Raw genomic sequence first — 20,837 nt, forward strand, 5'->3', positions numbered from 1 at the left:
TCATTTTAGTGAGCTAGTATCGAATACTATATATATAGGAATTTTTCATTTTCTAGAAATTTCAGAGAATAAGCAAAGTTATATAAGATTTATATCGCTCAAGTTTGATAATTTCCTATATATGTATTACTAACCAAAAACATCATAAATCAGTCGTATGAATTCTTTTATACTCATACGACTGATTTATTTGAATTTTATTTAAATAAAATTCTTCACAGATTGTTGAAAATATTTTAGGATTACGATTATTCATTTCGGACACCCCCTCCTTTACTTTTTGACTATTCCTTGTATCAAACGAAACCTTTTTTCTATCACTTAGCCAATCTTTTTTCCTTCAAAAATTGACTGATTTTCCTTCAAAAAAATAAAAAAGCGGGACAAACACAAATTTGTTTTGTCCCACAGTCTTTTTAAATTCAATCAGCTGTTCATGATCAATTATTTTTTTTTTCGTTATTTGACCAAACCATGTTTGAACGCATAAATTGCGGCTTGTGTACGATCCTCAACTTCAAGTTTTGCCAAAATATTTGAAACATGGGTTTTGACTGTTTTCAAAGTGATAAATAACTCATCTGCGATTTCTTGATTACTCTTTCCTTCAGAAATCAACATCAGAATTTCATTTTCTCGTTTCGTCAAGTCTTCATGCAGAATTGGTTCGTTTCGGCGGCTCATTTTTTCCATCATTTTGGTTGTTACTTCTGGCTCCAGTACTCGTTCGCCACGTTGCGTCGCGCGAATTGCATCTGCGATTTCATGCGCAGTCGAAGTTTTTAATAAGTAACCTGCAGCACCAGCCTCAATTGCAGGATATACTTTTTCATCATCAATAAAACTGGTGACAATAATAATTTTTGCCTCTGGCCAATCTTTTAAGATAGCTTTTGTTGACTCAATTCCATCCATTTCTTCCATCACTAAATCCATTAGAATAACATCTGGTCTCAGTTCCATTGCTTTCTCATAGCCAATTAAGCCATTCTCAGCCTCTCCGACTACTTCGATATCCTCTTGAATAGATAAGTAAGAAGAAACGCCTAAACGCACCATTTCGTGGTCATCTACGAGCATTACTTTTATCATCCGCCGTTATACCTCCTTAATTAAAGGAACCTTGATCTCGACACTCGTTCCCTGTCCCTTAAAGCTAATAATTTTCACTGTGCCACCAATTCCTGCAACACGTTCTTTGATATTTCCTAAACCGTAACTTCCCGTTTTCGTTTCGTTCATATTGAATCCCGTTCCGTCATCAATGACCCGTAACAATAAATTATTGTCGATTCGGTGTAAATAAACCTCTAATTCATTCGCTTTTGCATGGCGTAATGTATTTGAAAGCAACTCTTGCACAATTCGGAAAAGATGATCTTCGATTGAACTGGATAATTGAACATCTTCAATCTCCCACTTCAATGAAATTTGAATTTTATTTTGTAATTCTTTTAATAATTGCTCAATTCCTTGTTTCAAACTTTTCTCTTCCAGATTAACTGGGCGTAAATGTAATAATAACGCGCGCATCTCTGATTGAGAAGCGTTGATGATCTCTGCGACCATACGTAGTTGTTTCCGAAAAACTTCTGGTGTATCACTTTTTTCTGCCTGCTCAGTCAAAGCAGACATCATCATCATGGCTGCAAATAACTGCTGTGAAACAGAGTCATGCAATTCACGCGCTAATCGATGACGCTCTAATTCTAAAATTTCTTCTTTTGTTTGTCCATTTACATATTGCGGACGACTTGTCAAAATTTGAAGTTCACTAGAAACTTCAATCATTTTTTCTTTAATTTTAATAATTTCTTGGTCAATATCTTTGATATATTCGTTATCAGCTGCTGCTAAAATCGGTTGATCCAAAATTTTTGCATCATAGTTCCCAGAAGAAATTGCTCGTAACTTTTCTTCGATTTTACCATATCTTGTTTTTTGAACAACTGATACGATCAAAAAAGTCAATAATCCTACACCTAAAGAAATCGCAAATAGATGAAAAATCAGTGGTACATAAAGCAATCTTGCTTGCAGTAATTCTGCCCACCAATGTTTCTGTTTACTTGCATAAAAATAGGTGAACATAGCGAATAAAATAACCATAAATGTGCTAAGCGAGGCATAAAAGGCAATCATTGGTCGAGAAATTTTCCCAATCATACACGAATCACCTCGACATCACCAAGCAAGGTATTCGTAATAATTTTCAATCGACGTGGATTCTCGTCATAATCATTACTGTAAATTTTGATTGATTCATTTTTCAATGCAAATTGTTCTTCTTCAAAGTAAACATTTCCAACTATCGTTGCATGTTCTAAACTGATAGCAATCCCTAATGGAACAAGAATTCTTGTTCGACCAACACCTTTTCGAACGATGACAATATTATCATCTTTAGGCAACAAAGTATTGCCTAAATCAATGATTGTATCACCCGTAGCAATCGCAATATTGATGTCATCCCATTCATACACATCTGAACCAATTCTCTGATTGCCAATCAATTGTTGTTTCGTACGTTCGTTGTTATGTGGTTTCAACTGTTCTGTCTGAATCATCATCATTTGCTTTTTGCGCCAAAAAGCATTCTTGGTTAAATCAATACCAGAGATTTCAACACCCTTTAGTCCAATAAACAACACAGCAAAAATCAGCATCAACCAGAGTGCTGGACTGCTAACTAAACTGAAAAAAAGGATCAAGCTCCCTAGAATCAATTGAAATTTTTGGAATTTTTTGCGTGGTTGTTTGCGTAGTGCCAAATAAATATTGAGTGCGCCAAAGACCACGAAGATTAAAATTTCTGTATTATTAACAATTTGCCAAACAGCAAATAATAGCAATAAGGTTTCTACTACGACAAAAAATCGTAAAGAACTATTCATCAGCTTGCTCCTTTCCTATTCACTTTCTTCATCATACCTATTTTTTCTAAGCTTTACTATAGGTCTCTGGTTGTAAAAAGCTATTTTTCTTATCAAATAAACCAAAAAGAAAGACCTAGACTAATCATCTGATTATGCTCTAGGTCTCTAGTTAACAAAAAATTAAGCCTGTTCAACTTTAACGATTTTAACTAACATATCTCCACCTGGTGTAGTGATTGTTACTTCATCGCCTTTTACTTTTCCAATCAAAGCTTGTGCAATTGGAGAGTCATTTGAAATCTTACCGGAAAATGGATCAGCTTCAGCACTACCAACGATAGTATATTCTTCTTCATCACCATCAGGAAGTTCAACAAATGTAACTGTTTTTCCGATTGAAACTTCGTCAGAATCTACGCCATTATTATCAATGATTTGTGCAAAACGAATCATTGTTTCAATCGTTGTGATACGTCCTTCTACAAAAGCTTGTTCATCTTTTGCTGATTCATACTCTGAGTTTTCTGACAAGTCACCAAAGCTCCGAGCAATTTTGATACGCTCAATAATTTCTCCGCGTTTAACTGTTTTTAATTCTTCCAATTCTTGTTCTAGTTTTTCTTTTCCTTCTAGCGTCATTGGGTAAACTTTCTCTACCATTCGTAACGTCTCCTTCATCTCAATAAACTACCACAAAAGGTAACCTTTTATGGACTATAGTCCAAAAAAGATTACCATGCTTTTTCTAAAATGTAAATGTTTTTCTAAAAATGAATGAATAACACTAGTTTATTTTATGATTTATTGACATATTTTTCAACTAATTCTAAGTGTTCTTCATACGTTTTGGCAAAGTAAACATTTCCTGTACTTATGTCTGCCACAAAATAGTAATAATCATTATCTGCAGGAGATAAGACTGCTTTGATGGACTCCTCACTAGGACTATCAAATGGTCCAGGTCCAAACCCAGGATTCGTGTATAAGTTATATGGAGAATCAACCGCAGTATCAGCATAACTTACTGTCTCTTTGTGTTCGCCAAGAGCGTATAAAACGGAAATATCCGTTTGTAGCGGCATATCTGACTCAATTCGGTTATAGAAAACTCGTGCAATATTCTTACGATCATTTTCCTTGACGCCTTCTTTTTCAACTAAAGATGCCAATGTCAATACTTCTTGAACAGTGCGATTTTGTTGCTTAATCGTCGCATAGTAATCTTGCATAACTGAGTCTGTTTTTTCAACCATTTGGATAACTAAATCTTTCAACGAAGTATCCTTATAATAATCATAAGTAGCTGGGAACAAATAGCCTTCTAAATGATATTTTACATCTTTAGCTTGAGATGAACTTTCCAGCAATTCTGGGAATTTTTGATACAACTCTTTTAAGAAAGCATCATCTGTTATCAAATCTAAAAATTCTTGCTTGTCTTTCCCGGTAATCTTAGCCACCCGACTTGCTATTTGATCGATATCATAACCTTCAGGAATCGTGATTTTCCCATCAGCAACTTCTTTGGGTTCAGCAGTACCACCTTCTTGCAGTAATTTACCAATCTCATCTAAAGTCATGTTTGGAGCCATTTGATAAAATCCTGCTTGGAAACCAGTTAAATTTTTGAATTTCGTATAATAATTAAAAACGATACCACTTTTGATAACATGATCGTTTTCTAGGATTTCACCAATTTGTTTATTCGAAGAACCACTTGGAATCTCTACTTGAACCAATTGACTATCCGAATTATCTAATGGTTTTAAACCACTTTCAACATACTTATAGGTAGTAAAACCAAATACTCCAACGATTGCTAATAAAGTGATTACGATCACTAAAATGATCTTGCCAACGATTTTATCTTCTTTTTTACGCAAATTTTTACGTTTGACCATCACTTCTTGCGTTGTCGTGTGTTCCATTTTATTTTTTTCTTCTGGATGTTGTTTGTTTTCTGACAAAACAACTCCTCCTTACTCTCAAGTTCATAACTTCATCCATTATACATGAAATTCCTTTCAGAGTGAATTCTTTTCATAAAATATATTATTGCAAAATTGTTAGTAGGAATCTTCTTACTATCCGTATTAAAATGAAGATGTTTTAACAAATATCAGAAAGGGTCATCCTATGCACAATAAAAAACATCAAAAAAGGCAAGCAAGGAAAAAGACGGTTCTTCTTGCTATCTTAACATTTTTTCTGGGATTATGCGTAACCACGAGTTGGTATTTGCTCCTACTTTCTGACACAATCAAGCCCGTTGCAGATCAAGAACCAGCAACTGTCGTAAACTTGACAGCTTCCGAGAAAAAAGCAGCAACGGAAATGGATCAATTGCTGAAAAAATCGAAATATATTGGCACAATCTATGTTCGAAAAAACAATCGAATTATCTTAGAGAAAACTTATGGCTATGCAGACAAAGAAACAAATCAGCCAAATTCTCTATCACTCGACTATCAGATTGGTTCGATTCAAAAAGCGATGACGGCACTCCTCATTCTAAAACAAATCGAACAGAAAAAAATAAGCTTTACAACACCTTTAGCAACCTTCTATCCGCAAATTCCAGGTAGTCAATCAATCACGATTCACGACTTGTTGACAATGCGATCAGGGTTGCATAAGACCGAGCAACCTTCTGTTCCACTGACTGACCGTGACATTGTTCAATTTACTGTAGAACATTTAAAATGGACTGATTACCAGACGTATCATTATGAACCACTAAACTTTACTTTATTGGCGGGAATTCTAATGCAGTTGACTAATAAAAGCTATGAAGAGCTATTATCAGATTCGTTAATCAAACCTCTTCAATTGCAACACACCGATTTTTATGAAAATGTCAAAAATTCTTCTCAGCATGCAAAATCTTATCAAATGTCAGCTGATGATGACTACTGGAAAGAGTTAGATGAAAACGAAACTGCGATCCATAACGAATTAGGAACCGGAAATATCAGTATGAATACGTATGACTTGGCAGCTTTTTTTACAAAAGTACTATCCGGTCAACTTATTCCCAAAAAACTACTCTTCTCACTTTGGCAGAATAATCAACTGAAACATCCTTATAGCGGGGGTGTTTACAGCGGTGCAGATTACATTTTAGCGCAAGGGAACATCAATCGTTTTCACTCAGTTGTTGCTATGACAAAAGATACTAAAAACGCAATCGTTATGCAAAGTAATATCCAATCTGACACAAAAATCAAACCTGGGGCAGTTGCTATCAGGAATCAACTGTACGAAATTCTAACAGGCAAAAAACTTCCTTCATAATTTTAACTACAAAAAAATAGCGAGGTGGTAAGTAAAATTACCGCCCCGCTATTTTTTCAAAGTAAATTCTTTACTTGACAAGCTCACTTTCAATATAGCATTTCATACCAGCCAAAATATCAAATTTTGGCTGATAGCCTAATGTTTTGATTTTTGAAATATTTGCCAAAGAGTCGTGAATGTCCCCTGAACGTTCCTCTTCAAATTTCAGTTTCAACTTCACCTGTAAAATTTCATCAATTGCCTGAATCAATTCAAGTAACGTTGTACCGTCACCGGTGCCTACATTAAACTGTTTGCCTAATGCTTCTTCCTTCGTTGCCACTAACATCAACGCTTGAATCACGTCTTCGATATAAACGAAGTCTCTTGATTGACTGCCATCACCAAACAAAGTGAAAACAGTTGCCTCACCTGCCAATTGTTTTTTGTAGCGATCCATTAAAATCGAAATAACACCGCTATAAGGTGAATTTGGATTTTGATTTGGCCCATACACATTAAAGAAACGAACGGCGCTAGTTGGCACATCATACAAATGATAATAATCCAAAACATATTGCTCTGCTGCAAATTTATCCACTGCATAAGGTGTCAACGGACGAATCACAGACTCTTCTTGTTTTGGTAAAGTCAATTCATCTCCATAGACAGCTGCAGAAGAACTGAAAACTAAACGCTTTAGTTTGGGTTGATATTGGCGAATCAATTCTAATAACATCAAAACACTTTCAAAGTTCACCCGATGTGTTGCAACTGGACGCGCAACAGAATCTGCAACACTCGCAACCGCAGCTAAATGAAAAATATAGTCAAATGAATGATCACGTAACAATTTCTCCATTAGGCTTTCATCTGTCACATCACCTTTTACAAATTTAAGATTACTTGATACAACTAAATTCTCCTGTTTTCCCATGGATAAATCATCCACAACAACGATTTTATTTTCTTTACTTAAATAATTTGCTAGCGTAGAGCCAATAAATCCAGCTCCGCCAGTGATTAATATGTTATCCACAAATCTCACTCCATTTTTTTAATTATCACATTAATAGTATTGCATATTTTTTCAGGCATCAAGTCAGACTTTCGATAATATATTTACTGATTTTATCCGTTCAGCGCAAAAAAATAGAAAAGTAATTATTCGTAAATAAGTTTACAATAAACTCAATAAAATCTGTATATTGTCCTAAAACCAGCAATTGGTAAATAATTCCACCCAAAATTAAAAAAATGGTGACTATTATCAATAGTTGTCCCCTCATCGCTTTAGCTGTTACTATACACCAAGAAAAAATAATTGAGACAAACGAAAAACGCCAATAGACTGGTAAAATTATAGGGATTGTACCTATAGTTAAAACTAAATTAAGAAAGTAAAATAACATAAATTGTTGCTTTTTGTCATCTTTCACAAAAGAAAAAATCTTACTTACATAATCATTTCTATAAAATAAAAACAAAAATAGAAGATTGATTAATAAATAAAAGATTTTCTGTAACTTCATGAATAAGCTTCCTTGAATATAGGCCATATAACTATTATCACTGCCAAAACCAGTAGCATAAGTATATGCTTTGTCTACTATGGATGTTAATGGGACAGTAAATGGTATCATATGAACAACATGATATATAACGCTGACTGTTAAGGAACAAAATAGAAAAATCAGAGTGATAGATAGTAATATTTTTTTACTCTTTAATTTCGAAATAACATAACTTAAAATTCTGAATGCAATTAAAATTACAGCCGTTTTATGAAGTAACACTGATAAAACATATATTCCCCATACTTGAGTGTTTTTTTTCTGGTGATAGACTTCTAGATAAAATCCAAACATAAATAATACGAAAGCAGAAATATTTCGTATATTACTCGTAACTCCTGGGAAGGAAAGAAATGAAACGACAATTGCAATCTGTAAAAAGACGATTTTATTGCTAAGCTCATTCCTTGTACTGTTATCAAGAATCATATAAAAAATAATAGTGTATACAAACGTTATTACTATGAGAGGCATAAAATGGACATCATTTAACTTTGAAATTAAAAAGAAAAACCAATTAGACAAATCTAACTTTGCACTCAAATCGTAGTAGCTCAAAAACTGACTCATTGAAAAATTAGCTAACATCTCTATTTTTTCGAAGTATCTAGCTAAATCGATTGTTGGCGAAGGGTTGATAAAATAACTCATATATCCAAATGAAGTTCCTAGCAAAAAAGACCATGCCTTAATTCTCTTCTTTTCTTCAAAAATAAACTTTGGGACCAGTAGGACCCCTATTAAGGGATTCACTAAAAAGAACCAAAATACTATACTCATAAAATTCTCCTATTCAAATACAATAAATTCCCTAACTAATAGTATACCTATTGATAAACAAAATCCTGTAAGAACACCAATTAATAAGGAGCGAAGTATAGATACAGCTCCACCTCTGTCACTTGAAGACACGTTAGAAGAAAGAATTTTTACTTTTTCTACAGAAATATATTGTCCAATGTTTTTTTCAAAAGCAGAAGTAATTTTTTCACCAAGACTTTTAGCCTCAGATTCAGAACTTCCAATCATGCTGACTTTGAAAACATAGGAATTTTCTGCTTTTTCAACTTTTATATTGCTTTTTAAATCTTCTAAGTCTAAATTTTCAAATTGATCAGCGATTGGTTCCAAAAATTCATCACTCTTTATAATTTCACTATAAGTACCAATCATCTCTTGATTAGCCACAATAGCATCAGCATTCGTTGTTGATTCATTTTGAGGCAAACTTACCATAATTTTTGATTCTGATGTATAACTATCGTTTGCAAAATATTGGATTCCAGCAAGTAGCATTCCAAACAAAGCCGTAACTACAAGAACAAAAACCCCATATTTTTTGAACATTCTTTTATAAAAAGAAATATTTACTTTAAATTTCATTCCTTACTCTCCTAATCCATAAAATTTATATATCAAAATATAAAAAGAAATTTATGCCTTTCGCAATACTAAATACATGATGATTCCAGAATTATACATCGAACTATTAAGCTTACTATTTTCCTATTTCTAACACTAACACCGTCATAGTTAATGCGCTATTGCTTAACTAACAATCCCCCCATCAATAACTTTCTTCTTTTAAAACATTCTTTGAATATTCTCTTAGTTGTATTTTTTGAAATTAACCTGTACCTTCCAATTCTATCAAAAAAATGTTAGACTAACAATGTATATTAATGAATTTCGAGAGGTGAAAAATGAAAAGAGTAATTACCTATGGTACTTTTGACTTGTTACACTACGGACACATCAACTTGCTAAAACGTGCTAAAGAATATGGTGACTATTTAATTGTTGCTCTTTCAACAGATGAATTTAATTGGGACGAGAAACAAAAAAAATGTTATTTTAGCTATGAGAAAAGAAAACAACTTCTTGAAGCTATTCGATACGTTGACTTAGTTATCCCTGAAAAAAGCTGGGATCAAAAAGCAAAAGATATTAAAGAATTTCAAGTCGATTACTTCGTGATGGGCGATGACTGGGCAGGACACTTTGATGAGTTAGAACAACTAACAGATGCAGAAGTTATCTACTTGCCTAGAACTCCTGAAATTTCTACGACACAAATAAAAAAAGATCTTAATTCAAAAGACAAGTAAATAAAACAAAACTCCTTCATTATTTAAAAAATAATGAAGGAGTTTTGTTTTATTTGAACATTCTACTAATTTCTTCTTTTAGATGTGGAAAATTAAAATAAGCAATTGGTAGATACACTAGCACAATAATGATAGATTTTAGTGCCATATCTAAGAAGCTAGAGTTTAATATTGTAGGAACAAAATAGTAAAACAACAACGACAAAGCCATACCCATGACGAAGAATAAATTGATTCGTTTATCAAAGAAATAACCAACCTGAATTTCATCTCTAATAAAGAAAATCCTGAAGAAGCAGACCAAAAATTCTACAATTACGAGTACTAATGTTGCCCCTAGCGCACCATATTTAGGCACTAATAAAATGTTACCAACTATACTGATCAAAGCTCCAATAATCATTGGATAAGCAAATTCTTTGTCTTTCTCAATTGCAATCGTAAATTGATTAGCAAATACCCCTCCAATTGGGCTAAAGATAATGAGTAAGCATGAGAGTAACATATTGATTACCATTGGCTCAAACTTTTCACCAAAGAACCATGGAACAAATTCTTTCGTATTGACAAAAACAACGCTAAATAAAATCATCGCAATAATAAATGTATAATCAAAAGATTTTTTTGTGTAAATTAGAATATTACGCTTATCACCATTAGCTTGTGCTTTTGAGATTTTTGGAAGCATAACAATTGTAATAGAAGAAAGCACAGCCAGGATAATTCTAGCTATCTTTTGCGACTGATCATAATAAGATAATTCAGTAGGATTAACAAAATAACCAACGACCGTTTTATCTAATGTCGTATATACTTGCATAAACAATTGTGGGACTAAGATAATAAAAGCGGGTTTCCACAATTTTCTAAAAAGAGCTGAATTAAATTTAGGTCTGTATACCTTACCTTTGATATTTAGCCAAAAAACCAGACTTCCTAAAAAGTTAGTGATAGATGTAATAAAAACATAAATCCACAAATCATCTTTGGTAGTTACAAATAAGACAATTAAAAAAACTGAAGAAATTTTGATTAACGTATTCCTTATTACAACTTTTGCAAATTCCTCAATCCCTTGGAAAAACCATGAGATATCCAGTGTTAACCCCAAAATAAATATCAACTGAATGAAGTACAAATTTTTGTATTGGATATCAAATAGATAAATATACATGATGTAAACAATTGAGGCACCCAGTCCAATTAAAAGTTGCATGAAATAAATATTCCAAAACTGCATCGAGAGTTCTTTTTTGTCATCTCGCGCTTTTGCAATATTACGAATACGAAAAGGATTCATTCCTACAGCAATGACAGTCATTAAAAATTGCGCTATTGAAAATACATAACCATAAATGCCTAGCCCGTCAGCTCCAATTCTACGGCTAAGAATTGGAATTGTGATTAACGGCAAAACAATTAAGAAAACCTGATAAATTGCATTATAAATAATATCTTTTAGTGTTTTTTTCATTTACTTGCCTTCTTCATCAATTCGATTACTTTTTCTGTACTAGTTCCGTCCTCAAAATTCCCCACATAGTTCAGTAAACGTTCAGAACTATTCAACAAATCTTGTGCTTGTTCTTCAAAAATTTGAATCAACATCTTTCCATCTTGAGCAACAGGTACAGGCAATGAACCTAACTCAATATAAAACCCACGTTCCTTGCTGTAAGAATCTTCATCATAGTTAAATAAAATAAGCGGTTTTTTTAATAAAGCATAATCAAAAAAAATAGAGGAGTAATCAGTGATTAGGACATCTACATTTTCAAATAAATTTTCTAGCGGAATACCATCATCCACAAGTTCCACTTCATGTCTTTTCATATACTCTCTACTTTTTTTGTCATTAGCTAAACGTTGATTTACGTTGGGGTGAAACTTTGTCATAAAATTAAGTTTTTGACCTCGAAGCGCAAAAAATTCTTTCAGCACGTTGATTTCAAGTTTTTCTAATTGGGGAATTCCATTATTTTCCATATTATTTCTGAACGTTGGAGCAAACAATATTGTAATTTCATTCTTATTTAAATAATCAGATTGTTGTACATTTGCTTTTGAAACAAGCTTATCATTTCTTGGCGTACCAATTTCTAATAGCTGATTCTTTGAAACACGAAAAGCAGATAAATATTTTTCTGAACTATAGCGATTACCCGATAAAAGATATGTGATTGATTCACTATCTTTTTTAGCATATTTCAAATAATGACTTGATAATTTATCTTCTGCATCAAATTCAATTTTTTTCAATGGTGTCCCATGCCACGTTTGAAAATAAATCTGTTTTTTACGTTTTCCATATACAATCGTTTTTCGACTATCATCAATCCAGAATTTAGATGTATACAAATAATAAGTACTTAGTAAAGAATCTGTATCTACTCTCTTTACATCATTTGGCAAATCATTTACCTGAACTCCCTTTTTCAAGAGCCATATACATTTGTAATTCAAATTTTGATTACCTATTGTTTCAGAAATCACACGTGGATTTCCAGAATAGTTTCGACCACCGAAACTAGAAAAAACAATCCTATTTTCTTTTAAAGGAAACATTTTAAAAATTACTGGAAAAACATATCTAGAAAATAATTTTTTTATTTTATTCATATTTACAATTACCTCATAGATTCTATTCTATTCAAGACACTAGCTGTCACTTTACTTTTGGATAAATGATATGGGAGATTAGGATGTTTCAATAAAAATTTCATTAACTTTTTCAATTTTGGTGAAAAGTCTGGATCTGCTTGAGCTTCTTGCTCAAAGCGAGATAAAATCTCCATTGATCGGTCATAATCTTTTTGATTTGAATAGTTGTTCTCAATCATAGACATCATCATTCTTACCGCTGTATAGACGTATCTTGAGCGAACATTTAATGACACTTCTGGATAGAACTTGTCAATAAACATAATAATCTCTTCATGTATATCAAAAGTATCAAATTTTCTAGGATTAAAACTACCTCGTAATATACTTTTTGGACTTTGGAAATAATGATATTTTTCAGATGAATTTAAAGCAATCCGATTTGACTTATCAATTAAAAGATATGTTGTTGCTTTATCTTCCATTAACTTTCCAACAGGGAATCTTAAATCAGAAAATAAATTCATATTGAACAATTTATTATTGGCAGAGTAACCGATATTATTACTAGTGAATAATGATTTCATCGCCTCATGTTTATCCAGTACCAACCAATCTTCCTTGGTTGGCGTTAACTCTTTAAGTTCTTTTAAATCATTTATCTTTTTCAGTTTTATTACTGATATTTCTGCATTAAAAGTTTGAACACCGGCATATAGAAGTTCTAAATAATCTGGTTCAATCCAATCGTCACTATCAATAAAGCAGACAAAATCTCCTGTCGCTTGTTCTAAGCCAGAATTTCTAGCTGCACTCAATCCACCGTTTTGCTGATGAATAACAGATACCCTATTATCTTTTTTCTTGTATTCGTCAGCAATTTGTCCACTGTTATCTGGTGACCCATCATCTACAACAATAATTTCAAGATTAGAGTACGTTTGGTTGGAGATTGAATCTAAGCAACTTTCTAGATAATCTTCTACATTGTATACTGGGACAATCACGCTTATTTTATGCATCTACTTCACTTCCTGAATAATTTTCACTGTATGTTCTAACGATTCCTCTAAATCAAATAAAGGCATCCAGCCCGTTGCTGTCAATTTTGTATTGTCCAAAACAGCTGTATTTGCTTTAGAAAATCCTTTACTTTCAATTTCATCTGGTAATTCAAAAATAACTTTTTTACCACTGATGTTTGCTAATTTTTTTGCCAAATCTTTCAAATGCAAATCAAATTGCTCGTTTGAAACATTGTAAGCTTGACCACTTTCACCATGTAATAGTAAATACAAAATTGCAGAAACTGCATCTGCAACATAAACATAAGAAAAGTATTGGTTACCTTCACTTTTTAACACGATATCTTCGTGATTGACAGCATTTAGAATAAATTGAGAAGAAGCTTTGGTATCAGAAGTTAACATCGTTGGCCCAAATGTTCGGCATAGACGTGGAATAACAATATCTAACCCATTTTTCGCAATGTATGCTTGACAAAGTGATTCGCTCACTCTTTTGCCTTCTGGATAACCAGCACGTAACGTATTACAGTCAATATAACCACAATATTCTTCGTTAAATTTTTCAACGTCTCCACGATTTTCACCATAAATTTCAACTGTTGATAAAAATAATGTTCGTTGGACATTGGTTGCCGCTGCATGTTTTAACACTTGATCTGTCCCAGCTAAATTGGTCATGATAGTTCCAATTGGATCAGTCGCATAGGCTTTAGGATGTGTGTTGCTTGCTCCATGAATCATATAATCAACCAAAAGCTCTTCCGGTAAAGGTTCTGTCACGTCGCCTTCAACAATCTCAAAAGTTGACAAGTTTCGATATGTTAAAAAACGCGTTTCAAGTTTTTCCCTATTTCTCCCCATAGCAAATACTTTGATTTTTAATCCCAATTGCTGGTTTGCTAGCATCAAAGTATCAATTAAAAATGAGCCAATCATTCCAGAAGCACCAATCATTAAAATTGATTTACCATCAAGTTTTTCCAGTTCAGGTAGACTCTCAACTACTTTCGCCAAATCAGCTTGATACATGGGCTGTTCAACTAATGTCATCTTTATCTCACCTAATCTTTCATTTTTAAATAAGCTTTAAACAATTCCAAGTCATCCGTTGTAGTCAACTTGATATTTTTATCAGAACCAGCTGCAAAATATAACGTCTCACCCAGATCCACCATCATTGTATTTGTGTATGAAGAATCAGTCATCCCAATGTTTTCTGCTACCGCGCGATTATAAGCTGCAAGCAGTTTACCATATTGATAGGCTTGTGGAGTTGATACTCTTCGCAAAGTATTACGGTCCACGTATTCAACCGTCGTATCCTCCGTTTTTTTAATAAAAATTTGTTCATTATAAGGTAATGAAGTCACGCCATTTCCATATTCCTTACATTTCACAATAACATCAGATAAAACAAGTTCATCAACCAATGGACGAATACCATCATGAATAATGATCGTATCATCTTCATCAGAATGGTCTTTCAAAAATTGGACGCCATTATTGATTGATTCTTGTCCTTTTGAACCACCTGTTATTACCCACTGAACTTTACTTATATTAAATTCTTTAATGTAAGCCCACATCGTTTCTTCCCATCCGGATTTACAAACCACTAAAATGCGATCAATTTGCGGATGTTTCTGAAATGATTCAAGTGTGTAAATAATGATTGGTTTTCCATCGATACTAATAAACTGTTTTGGGATATCTTGCCCCATCCGTTTACCAACACCACCGGCAATAATAATAGCTGTAATCATCTGTTGCTTGCTCCTTTAGTTAAATAATATTTTCCTTGGTAATTTTTGTATGAATGATCTGGATCAATGTAAATTGAATCATGTATTGTTTTTTGATTTTCTAAAGATGGACGTTGCATGTAATCACCAAACGCAGCACGTAAATAATTGTCATATCCCACAGGAATTGGCATTTTGGTCTCTTCAAAAGGAACCCAAACAGCCTCAGAAAAATCCTTAGCAGAGTAAATATTTCCCATATACTTTGGTCCAACGCATAGTTCAGTCACATTTTCTGTCGGCTTTTGATTATACTTAGTCATTTGTTTTTCTGCAAATGACCAAATTTTATAGCGAATATTATCAGATTTAAAAGTATTCAGTAACAAATTACTACCAAAAGCTAATATACCACCATGATTTTCTGGAACTACTTGTGAACAAAAAAGGGCATATACAAGAGCCCATAGCTTTTGAATTTTTCGGCTAACTTTAGAATCTGGTGCAACATCCAATGGAAAGATATCAATCGTAATACCATGAACAATATTTAAATCTTTTTGATATGTTTTTATGAACGTTGTTTCTTCGTCTCTTATCGTCATAAATGAATTATGATCATTGTAAGTTGCTGAAGCTTTCTGTACAGGAAGAGTTTGATTGATTTGAGCTTGAGACCATAAATCGTAAAAACGTTCATAATCATTTCTTGGCATAAAAAAGTCTAAATCATCATCCCATGGAATAAAGCCACCTTCTCTGATTGCTCCGATTGCTCCACCACCGCAAAAATAGCATAATAATTGATTTTCTTCACAAAAATCGACAATTTTCTGTGCCATAGTCAAGGTAACTTTTTGGACCTTTTGCATTTTAGCATCTGTGCTATACAAAAAAAAACCTCCTGTTTTATCTAAAAATAAGATTACATATTCCTAATTCTTAATTTCTTAACTGCTTTTCGTAGAATTTACCACGCAGTTTATTGGGCAACAAACTAATTACTACATGTCCACCAGTAACAAATAGAAAATCCGTCACAGAACCCAGTCCATCACGCCAAATATGGTAGCGCCCCTTGATTCCTGGCAACAAATAATTTATACCACCACGTCGAGCATACATGTCAGCACCTGCACGAGCGTGAACTAACGGTTCTTGAATGTTGTAGCCTTGATAACCAGCCTTCAATAACCTTACCCATAAATAATAGTCTTCAAAACCTTTTAAAGGACGATAATTTCCAACAGCTAATATCGCTTTCTTATCGAACATCACCGTCATGTGATTAAACGGGTTTCTTTTTTTAGAAAATGCACAAATTTCCTGATTTGTTTCTGGCACTAGGCGACGACCAATAATTTGATCTGTCGAGTCAACAAACTCTTCGATATTACTCCCAACGATTGCAATATCAGGATTGCTTTCAAAAATAGCTAATTGCTTTTGCAATCGTTCTGGAGCCATAATGTCATCTGTATCCATTCGAGCAACTATCTGATATTTAGTGTGCTCTAAACCTTTAGCTAGAGCAACACCTAATCCTTGATTTTTCTCAAATTTCACAAGTGTGAATATATCAGGGGCTACTTGCTGAAATTTCTGTACAACTGCTTCTAAATCAGAATTAATTGGTCCATCATATACCAAAACAATCTCATCTGGCATAACTGTCTGTTTAAAAATACTTGTTAATGCTTCATTCAGATATTCTGGTTTTTCTTTATCATATAAAGAAAGAAGCATACTAATTTTATTTTTTTCCAATTTCTTCCCCACTTATCTTTTGTGTAGCTTACTAAGCTTAGGCTACAGCATTGATTTAAATTATCTCTATTTATCCATAAATCTTATCTTCTGGGAAATGCAGTTCTGCTAAAGAACAAGCAGCTTCTTCATCCACACCTTGTGAAGACATTTTATCGAATAAAATTTTAATTGTTTGCAATAAGATTTTCAAATCCAATAACAACGAATATTTTTTGATATATAACAAATCAAAACGCAACTTACTATTGTAGTCTGAGACATATTTCCCATAGACTTGCGCATAGCCAGTAATACCCGCACGGACATTATGACGTAAATAGTAATAAGGATTTTCTTCATTAAATTGATCAACAAAGAATGGTCGTTCTGGACGTGGACCCACGATTGACATATCGCCTTTTAAGACATTAAAGATTTGTGGTAATTCATCAAATCGTACGGCACGAATAAATTTACCAACAGGCGTTACGCGTGCGTCATTGCTTTTAGCAAGGACTGGGCCTGATTTTGATTCAGCTGTTGCGCTCATTGAACGGAATTTATAAATCGAAAATTCTTTTTGATTTTTTGTGATACGCACTTGCTTATAGATAACAGGACCTGGTGATGTTACTTTTACTAAAATCGCTGTTAATAACATAAATGGTGAAGCCAAGATCAACAAAACAAGTGAAACAAGAATATCAAATAATCGTTTGAAAAGCTCATCTTCTGGAGGTATTCTAAAACCAGATGATTCAATAATGCTTTCATCTTCAAAATTCATGATATTTGGATTGATCATGATCAAGTTTTCAAATGTTGTATTTAAAAATAATTTTTTTTCTTTCTTGGTAACCAACTGGTAGATTTTAATTTTTTCTTGTTCTTCAATTTCCGAAGCCAAGTACACAATATCGATTCCATCAATCAGTTGTTTCGTATGCTCATAAAAATGATCAACGATAACTGCTTCTACTTTATGTTTATTATTTTTCTTTGATTGGAAATTTTGAATTGCTGGTGCAACATCTTTTTCTAAACCAACAATAATCACTTTTTTGTCACTGCTGATTTTCAAGTAAAGTTTATACACCAAAATGCGATAAGTACTGACCAAAATCGTTCCGATCACAAAAGAAAGTAAGATAACTAACCGCGGAAATGCAAACCAACGCCCAGCAAAAGTTACAATCATAATCCCAAAGGTCATCAATACTTGACCAATAACAGTTACAAAAATAATGTCGCTGATCATTCGATTATAAAAGACGTAAGCCCCTAACAAAATATTAAGAACAATAAATATAATCGAAATAAAAACTGCGGAATTCTCAAAAGTTTCAAAGTTACGCACTGGTATTTCTCCTTGAAACTTCAGTAAAAAGCTTATATAGACTGCAACGTTATAAACAATCACATCCATTAAAATAATAAATATTCTGCGAGCGGCGCTCCACTCCCCATTTTTATTCATATATACACTCCTAACCTCAGAATAATGCCTTTATCATCTTACCATAGCAAGCCTTAAAAGCCTAGCGAGTAACCAAAATGTAAAGGAAATTAAACTATTATATGCAATAAAATAGACTATTTTATCTTTTCATTTTTGTTTCTAAAATCCACACTCGGTGTCTTCATTCTTACAGGTGTGATAAATAACAAAAAGCGATGAACGTATCCAAGTTCGATACGTTTATCGCTTTTGATTAGTCTGGTCTTAGAGAAAAATCGCCAATACCTTCTTTAGTCAAATTATCATTGTAAAATGGATCATGTGCAATGTAGCTTGGCCACTTGTCTTGCATTTTTTTGATTTCACCAGCAAAGCGTTTTTGTTTTTCTGGAGTATCTTCATATCCTCTTGATTTTGATTCAAAATGATAAAGTTCCACTTGATGTGCGTAAACATTGTTACGTCCCAGTTCATAGACTTTCAAACATAGATCAACATCATTAAATGCAACTTCTAATGTCTCGTCAAATCCGGAAACAGCATGAAAGTCACTTGCTTTAACCATCATACAAGCTGCAGTCACTGCTAAATAATCAACATCAATCACCAAACGACCAAAATAACCGCAGTGTGTTTTATCATAATTATTTAGCGCATGTCCTGCTACGCCACCAATTCCAACAAGGACACCAGCATGTTGGGTTGTTTCATCTGGATAATACAATTTTGCACCTACACAGCCAATTCGATCAAATTGTGCATAAGAAACCATTGTCGTCATCCAGTCTGGTGCAATAACTTCAGTATCATTGTTCAAAAATAAGAAATACTTTCCACTTGCTTTTTCAGCTGCTAGATTATTGATCCGTGAGTAGTTAAACGGAATATCAATCAACTCGACAATGAAACGATCGTTTAAACGTTCTTTGTAGTTTGCAAACAATTCTTGCATTTTTGGATCCGTACTTCCATTATCTGCAATAATAATTTCATAGTTGGGATATGTTGTTTTCTCAATAATTGAATCAACACAGACTTTTAAATCTTCATACCCATTTTTAGTTGGAATAATGACACTCACTAAGTCTTCTTTAATCACGTCATACATCACTTCATAAAAACCCGAGATTCTTCCCGGACGTACTTTCCCTTTGATTCCACGACGATTCAGTGCATCAGTCAAAGCTTTTACACCAGAATCATAAATATAACTTTTCGCTTCGCCACTACTTGCTGTAGAACCTGGAATCGTTCGCCAGTGATACAGAACTTTATCAATATGATAAATATGATTTGCTGGAATTTTTTCTGTCACACGTAAAACAAGATCATAATCTTGTGAGCCCTCATATCCCTTACGAAATCCACCTAATTCTTTCACGATGCTTGTGCGATAAACACCTAGATGAGAAATGTAATTGTTTCCCATTAGTGTGTCTGGTGACCAATCAGCTTTAAAATGGGGGTCAAAACGATTCCCATCAGAATCGATTTTATCTTCGTCGCTATAGATTAGATCCAGCTCAGGTCGTTCGTTCAATACCTTGGCTACTTCATATAGCGCTGAAGCTGGCAACTCGTCATCATTGTCCAACAAAGCTAAAAATTCACCCGAAGCTAATTCTAAAGCTGAATTAGTTGCTAAGCTAATATGTCCATTTTCTTGTCGAAAGACGACTTTGATTCGCTCGTCTTTTGCTTGGTAAGTTTCCAGACATTTGCGAATAGCCGGATCTGTTGAAGCATCATCACTAATGCATAGTTCCCAGTGATCATACGTTTGTCCTAGAACAGAATCAATGCATTTTTCTAACCACTTAATTTCAACATTGTAAACAGGCATAGCAATTGAAATCAATGGACGATATTCTAAGGTAGCAGCAGCTTTACGCTGTGCTTCTAAATCAACTTTTTCGTGACGAGTAATCCACTCTGCATAGTCAACTGAACCAGGTTTCAATTCTAGCTTGACGCGACGAACAGCTTTTTTTAAGCCATGTGTTCTTGCGTAATTGACACCTTTTTTCAGCAAACGTATTTGTTTTTGCCAAGAGGTCTCAAATCCATCATCGAAAGGATAACGTCCATTTAGCTTCACGGCAATTCCATTTTGGTGAGTAGTTGTCTGAAAATCTAAGATAGCTTTTCCTTTTAATTTTCCTGAAAGTCGAATTTTAAATCCGCTTTGCGTTTTGACATCTAGTTCGTATAAATGATTGATGTCCAAACGAACGACAGGCGTTGTTTCAATCAAAACTTGGCTTTTTTCTACTGTGACTGAAGGGATTTCTTTAGTTACTTCATCAATTGCCCAACCCACAATAAGTAAGTCTCCAGTAGCTCGTTCCCGAGTGATTGTATCAATAAATACAGCAATTTCTTTCTTTGTCACTGTCCAGTTACTCCTTTATCAAGTAGGCCAAT

At 33.6% G+C, this 20,837-nt stretch carries 19 protein-coding genes; 2 read left to right on the forward strand and 17 right to left on the reverse strand.

All coding sequences use genetic code 11. The features are described from left to right. Positions 1–459: 459 nt before the first annotated feature. The 5 genes from IGJ76_RS08720 to mltG form a co-directional block, all read right to left on the reverse strand. On the reverse strand, positions 460–1,092 hold the full coding sequence (locus tag IGJ76_RS08720) for a response regulator transcription factor (RefSeq protein ID WP_067480731.1): 633 nt from the start codon (positions 1,090–1,092) through the stop codon (positions 460–462). A 6-nt stretch (positions 1,093–1,098) separates the two neighbouring features. Continuing rightward, a complete protein-coding gene (gene liaS / locus IGJ76_RS08725; RefSeq protein ID WP_075492152.1) occupies positions 1,099–2,166 on the reverse strand; it encodes a two-component system sensor histidine kinase LiaS in 1,068 nt (355 codons plus the stop codon). Continuing rightward, positions 2,163–2,894, reverse strand: coding sequence for a cell wall-active antibiotics response protein LiaF (gene liaF, locus IGJ76_RS08730; RefSeq protein WP_067480723.1), 732 nt, complete (start codon positions 2,892–2,894; stop codon positions 2,163–2,165). Before liaF ends, liaS begins: the two co-directional genes overlap by 4 nt. A gap of 162 nt (positions 2,895–3,056) precedes the next feature. Further along, a complete protein-coding gene (gene greA / locus IGJ76_RS08735) occupies positions 3,057–3,536 on the reverse strand; it encodes a transcription elongation factor GreA (protein ID WP_067480720.1) in 480 nt (159 codons plus the stop codon). 134 nt (positions 3,537–3,670) lie between these two features. Further along, complete coding sequence (mltG, locus tag IGJ76_RS08740) at positions 3,671–4,843, reverse strand: endolytic transglycosylase MltG (protein WP_067480717.1); 1,173 nt, start codon at positions 4,841–4,843, stop codon at positions 3,671–3,673. A 169-nt stretch (positions 4,844–5,012) separates the two neighbouring features. On the opposite strand from mltG, the gene IGJ76_RS08745 reads away from it, so the two are divergent. Next, positions 5,013–6,170, forward strand: a complete 1,158-nt coding sequence (locus IGJ76_RS08745) for a serine hydrolase domain-containing protein (RefSeq protein WP_430596563.1) — start codon at positions 5,013–5,015, stop codon at positions 6,168–6,170. A 70-nt stretch (positions 6,171–6,240) separates the two neighbouring features. On the opposite strand, the gene IGJ76_RS08750 is transcribed toward IGJ76_RS08745, so the two are convergent. The 3 genes from IGJ76_RS08750 to IGJ76_RS08760 all read right to left on the reverse strand — a co-directional run bounded on the left by IGJ76_RS08750 (position 6,241) and on the right by IGJ76_RS08760 (position 9,109). Then, the gene (locus IGJ76_RS08750) at positions 6,241–7,191 is read right to left on the reverse strand and encodes an NAD-dependent epimerase/dehydratase family protein (protein ID WP_067480712.1); all 951 of its coding nucleotides are present in this window, start codon (positions 7,189–7,191) and stop codon (positions 6,241–6,243) included. 100 nt (positions 7,192–7,291) lie between these two features. After that, complete coding sequence (locus IGJ76_RS08755; protein WP_067480708.1) at positions 7,292–8,506, reverse strand: hypothetical protein; 1,215 nt, start codon at positions 8,504–8,506, stop codon at positions 7,292–7,294. 9 nt (positions 8,507–8,515) lie between these two features. Further along, positions 8,516–9,109, reverse strand: coding sequence for a YveK family protein (locus IGJ76_RS08760; protein WP_067480705.1), 594 nt, complete (start codon positions 9,107–9,109; stop codon positions 8,516–8,518). Between the two features lie 320 nt (positions 9,110–9,429). Here IGJ76_RS08760 and tagD point away from each other — a divergent pair, with 320 nt between their 5' ends. Beyond that, a complete protein-coding gene (gene tagD / locus IGJ76_RS08765) occupies positions 9,430–9,834 on the forward strand; it encodes a glycerol-3-phosphate cytidylyltransferase (RefSeq protein WP_067480702.1) in 405 nt (134 codons plus the stop codon). A gap of 49 nt (positions 9,835–9,883) precedes the next feature. Here the strand turns inward: tagD and IGJ76_RS08770 are convergent, their stop codons facing one another. From IGJ76_RS08770 to IGJ76_RS08810, 9 genes are all read right to left on the reverse strand, one after another. Continuing rightward, positions 9,884–11,308, reverse strand: coding sequence for a flippase (locus IGJ76_RS08770; protein ID WP_430596564.1), 1,425 nt, complete (start codon positions 11,306–11,308; stop codon positions 9,884–9,886). Continuing rightward, the gene (locus IGJ76_RS08775) at positions 11,305–12,453 is read right to left on the reverse strand and encodes a CDP-glycerol glycerophosphotransferase family protein (protein WP_067480695.1); all 1,149 of its coding nucleotides are present in this window, start codon (positions 12,451–12,453) and stop codon (positions 11,305–11,307) included. The genes IGJ76_RS08770 and IGJ76_RS08775 overlap by 4 nt, the downstream gene beginning before the upstream one ends. Before the next feature lie 8 nt (positions 12,454–12,461). Further along, a complete protein-coding gene (locus tag IGJ76_RS08780; protein ID WP_086270796.1) occupies positions 12,462–13,457 on the reverse strand; it encodes a glycosyltransferase family 2 protein in 996 nt (331 codons plus the stop codon). Then, positions 13,458–14,513 carry an NAD-dependent epimerase/dehydratase family protein gene (locus IGJ76_RS08785; RefSeq protein ID WP_067480689.1) on the reverse strand — a complete coding sequence of 352 codons (1,056 nt, stop codon included), beginning with the start codon at positions 14,511–14,513 and terminating at the stop codon, positions 13,458–13,460. An 11-nt stretch (positions 14,514–14,524) separates the two neighbouring features. Further along, on the reverse strand, positions 14,525–15,226 hold the full coding sequence (locus IGJ76_RS08790) for an IspD/TarI family cytidylyltransferase (RefSeq protein WP_067480686.1): 702 nt from the start codon (positions 15,224–15,226) through the stop codon (positions 14,525–14,527). Beyond that, positions 15,223–16,077, reverse strand: a complete 855-nt coding sequence (locus tag IGJ76_RS08795) for a LicD family protein (protein ID WP_082294049.1) — start codon at positions 16,075–16,077, stop codon at positions 15,223–15,225. Before IGJ76_RS08795 ends, IGJ76_RS08790 begins: the two co-directional genes overlap by 4 nt. 70 nt (positions 16,078–16,147) lie before the next feature. Further along, positions 16,148–16,951: a glycosyltransferase gene (locus tag IGJ76_RS08800; protein WP_083571949.1), complete on the reverse strand. Its 804-nt coding sequence runs from the start codon at positions 16,949–16,951 to the stop codon at positions 16,148–16,150. Between the two features lie 91 nt (positions 16,952–17,042). After that, the gene (locus IGJ76_RS08805) at positions 17,043–18,431 is read right to left on the reverse strand and encodes a sugar transferase (RefSeq protein ID WP_067480678.1); all 1,389 of its coding nucleotides are present in this window, start codon (positions 18,429–18,431) and stop codon (positions 17,043–17,045) included. Positions 18,432–18,666: 235 nt separating this feature from the next. Continuing rightward, positions 18,667–20,805, reverse strand: coding sequence for a glycosyltransferase family 2 protein (locus tag IGJ76_RS08810; RefSeq protein ID WP_086270795.1), 2,139 nt, complete (start codon positions 20,803–20,805; stop codon positions 18,667–18,669). Positions 20,806–20,837: the final 32 nt, after the last annotated feature.

The organism is Enterococcus sp. DIV0175 (genome assembly GCF_050529075.1).
GTDB classification, from domain to species: Bacteria; Bacillota; Bacilli; order Lactobacillales; family Enterococcaceae; genus Enterococcus_B; species Enterococcus_B thailandicus.

What these genes read in the sequence shown, in the direction of transcription:
- IGJ76_RS08785 (WP_067480689.1), bottom strand. Translation starts at nt 14,513, where the DNA reads ATGACATTAGTTGAACAGCCCATGTATCAAGCTGATTTGGCGAAAGTA.
- IGJ76_RS08755 (WP_067480708.1), bottom strand. Translation starts at nt 8,506, where the DNA reads ATGAGTATAGTATTTTGGTTCTTTTTAGTGAATCCCTTAATAGGGGTC.
- liaS (WP_075492152.1), bottom strand. Translation starts at nt 2,166, where the DNA reads ATGATTGGGAAAATTTCTCGACCAATGATTGCCTTTTATGCCTCGCTT.
- IGJ76_RS08790 (WP_067480686.1), bottom strand. Translation starts at nt 15,226, where the DNA reads ATGATTACAGCTATTATTATTGCCGGTGGTGTTGGTAAACGGATGGGG.
- IGJ76_RS08720 (WP_067480731.1), bottom strand. Translation starts at nt 1,092, where the DNA reads ATGATAAAAGTAATGCTCGTAGATGACCACGAAATGGTGCGTTTAGGC.
- IGJ76_RS08780 (WP_086270796.1), bottom strand. Translation starts at nt 13,457, where the DNA reads ATGCATAAAATAAGCGTGATTGTCCCAGTATACAATGTAGAAGATTAT.
- IGJ76_RS08795 (WP_082294049.1), bottom strand. Translation starts at nt 16,077, where the DNA reads ATGCAAAAGGTCCAAAAAGTTACCTTGACTATGGCACAGAAAATTGTC.
- IGJ76_RS08775 (WP_067480695.1), bottom strand. Translation starts at nt 12,453, where the DNA reads ATGAATAAAATAAAAAAATTATTTTCTAGATATGTTTTTCCAGTAATT.
- IGJ76_RS08800 (WP_083571949.1), bottom strand. Translation starts at nt 16,951, where the DNA reads ATGCTTCTTTCTTTATATGATAAAGAAAAACCAGAATATCTGAATGAA.
- IGJ76_RS08805 (WP_067480678.1), bottom strand. Translation starts at nt 18,431, where the DNA reads ATGAATAAAAATGGGGAGTGGAGCGCCGCTCGCAGAATATTTATTATT.
- IGJ76_RS08760 (WP_067480705.1), bottom strand. Translation starts at nt 9,109, where the DNA reads ATGAAATTTAAAGTAAATATTTCTTTTTATAAAAGAATGTTCAAAAAA.
- liaF (WP_067480723.1), bottom strand. Translation starts at nt 2,894, where the DNA reads ATGAATAGTTCTTTACGATTTTTTGTCGTAGTAGAAACCTTATTGCTA.
- greA (WP_067480720.1), bottom strand. Translation starts at nt 3,536, where the DNA reads ATGGTAGAGAAAGTTTACCCAATGACGCTAGAAGGAAAAGAAAAACTA.
- tagD (WP_067480702.1), top strand. Translation starts at nt 9,430, where the DNA reads ATGAAAAGAGTAATTACCTATGGTACTTTTGACTTGTTACACTACGGA.
- IGJ76_RS08745 (WP_430596563.1), top strand. Translation starts at nt 5,013, where the DNA reads ATGCACAATAAAAAACATCAAAAAAGGCAAGCAAGGAAAAAGACGGTT.
- IGJ76_RS08770 (WP_430596564.1), bottom strand. Translation starts at nt 11,308, where the DNA reads ATGAAAAAAACACTAAAAGATATTATTTATAATGCAATTTATCAGGTT.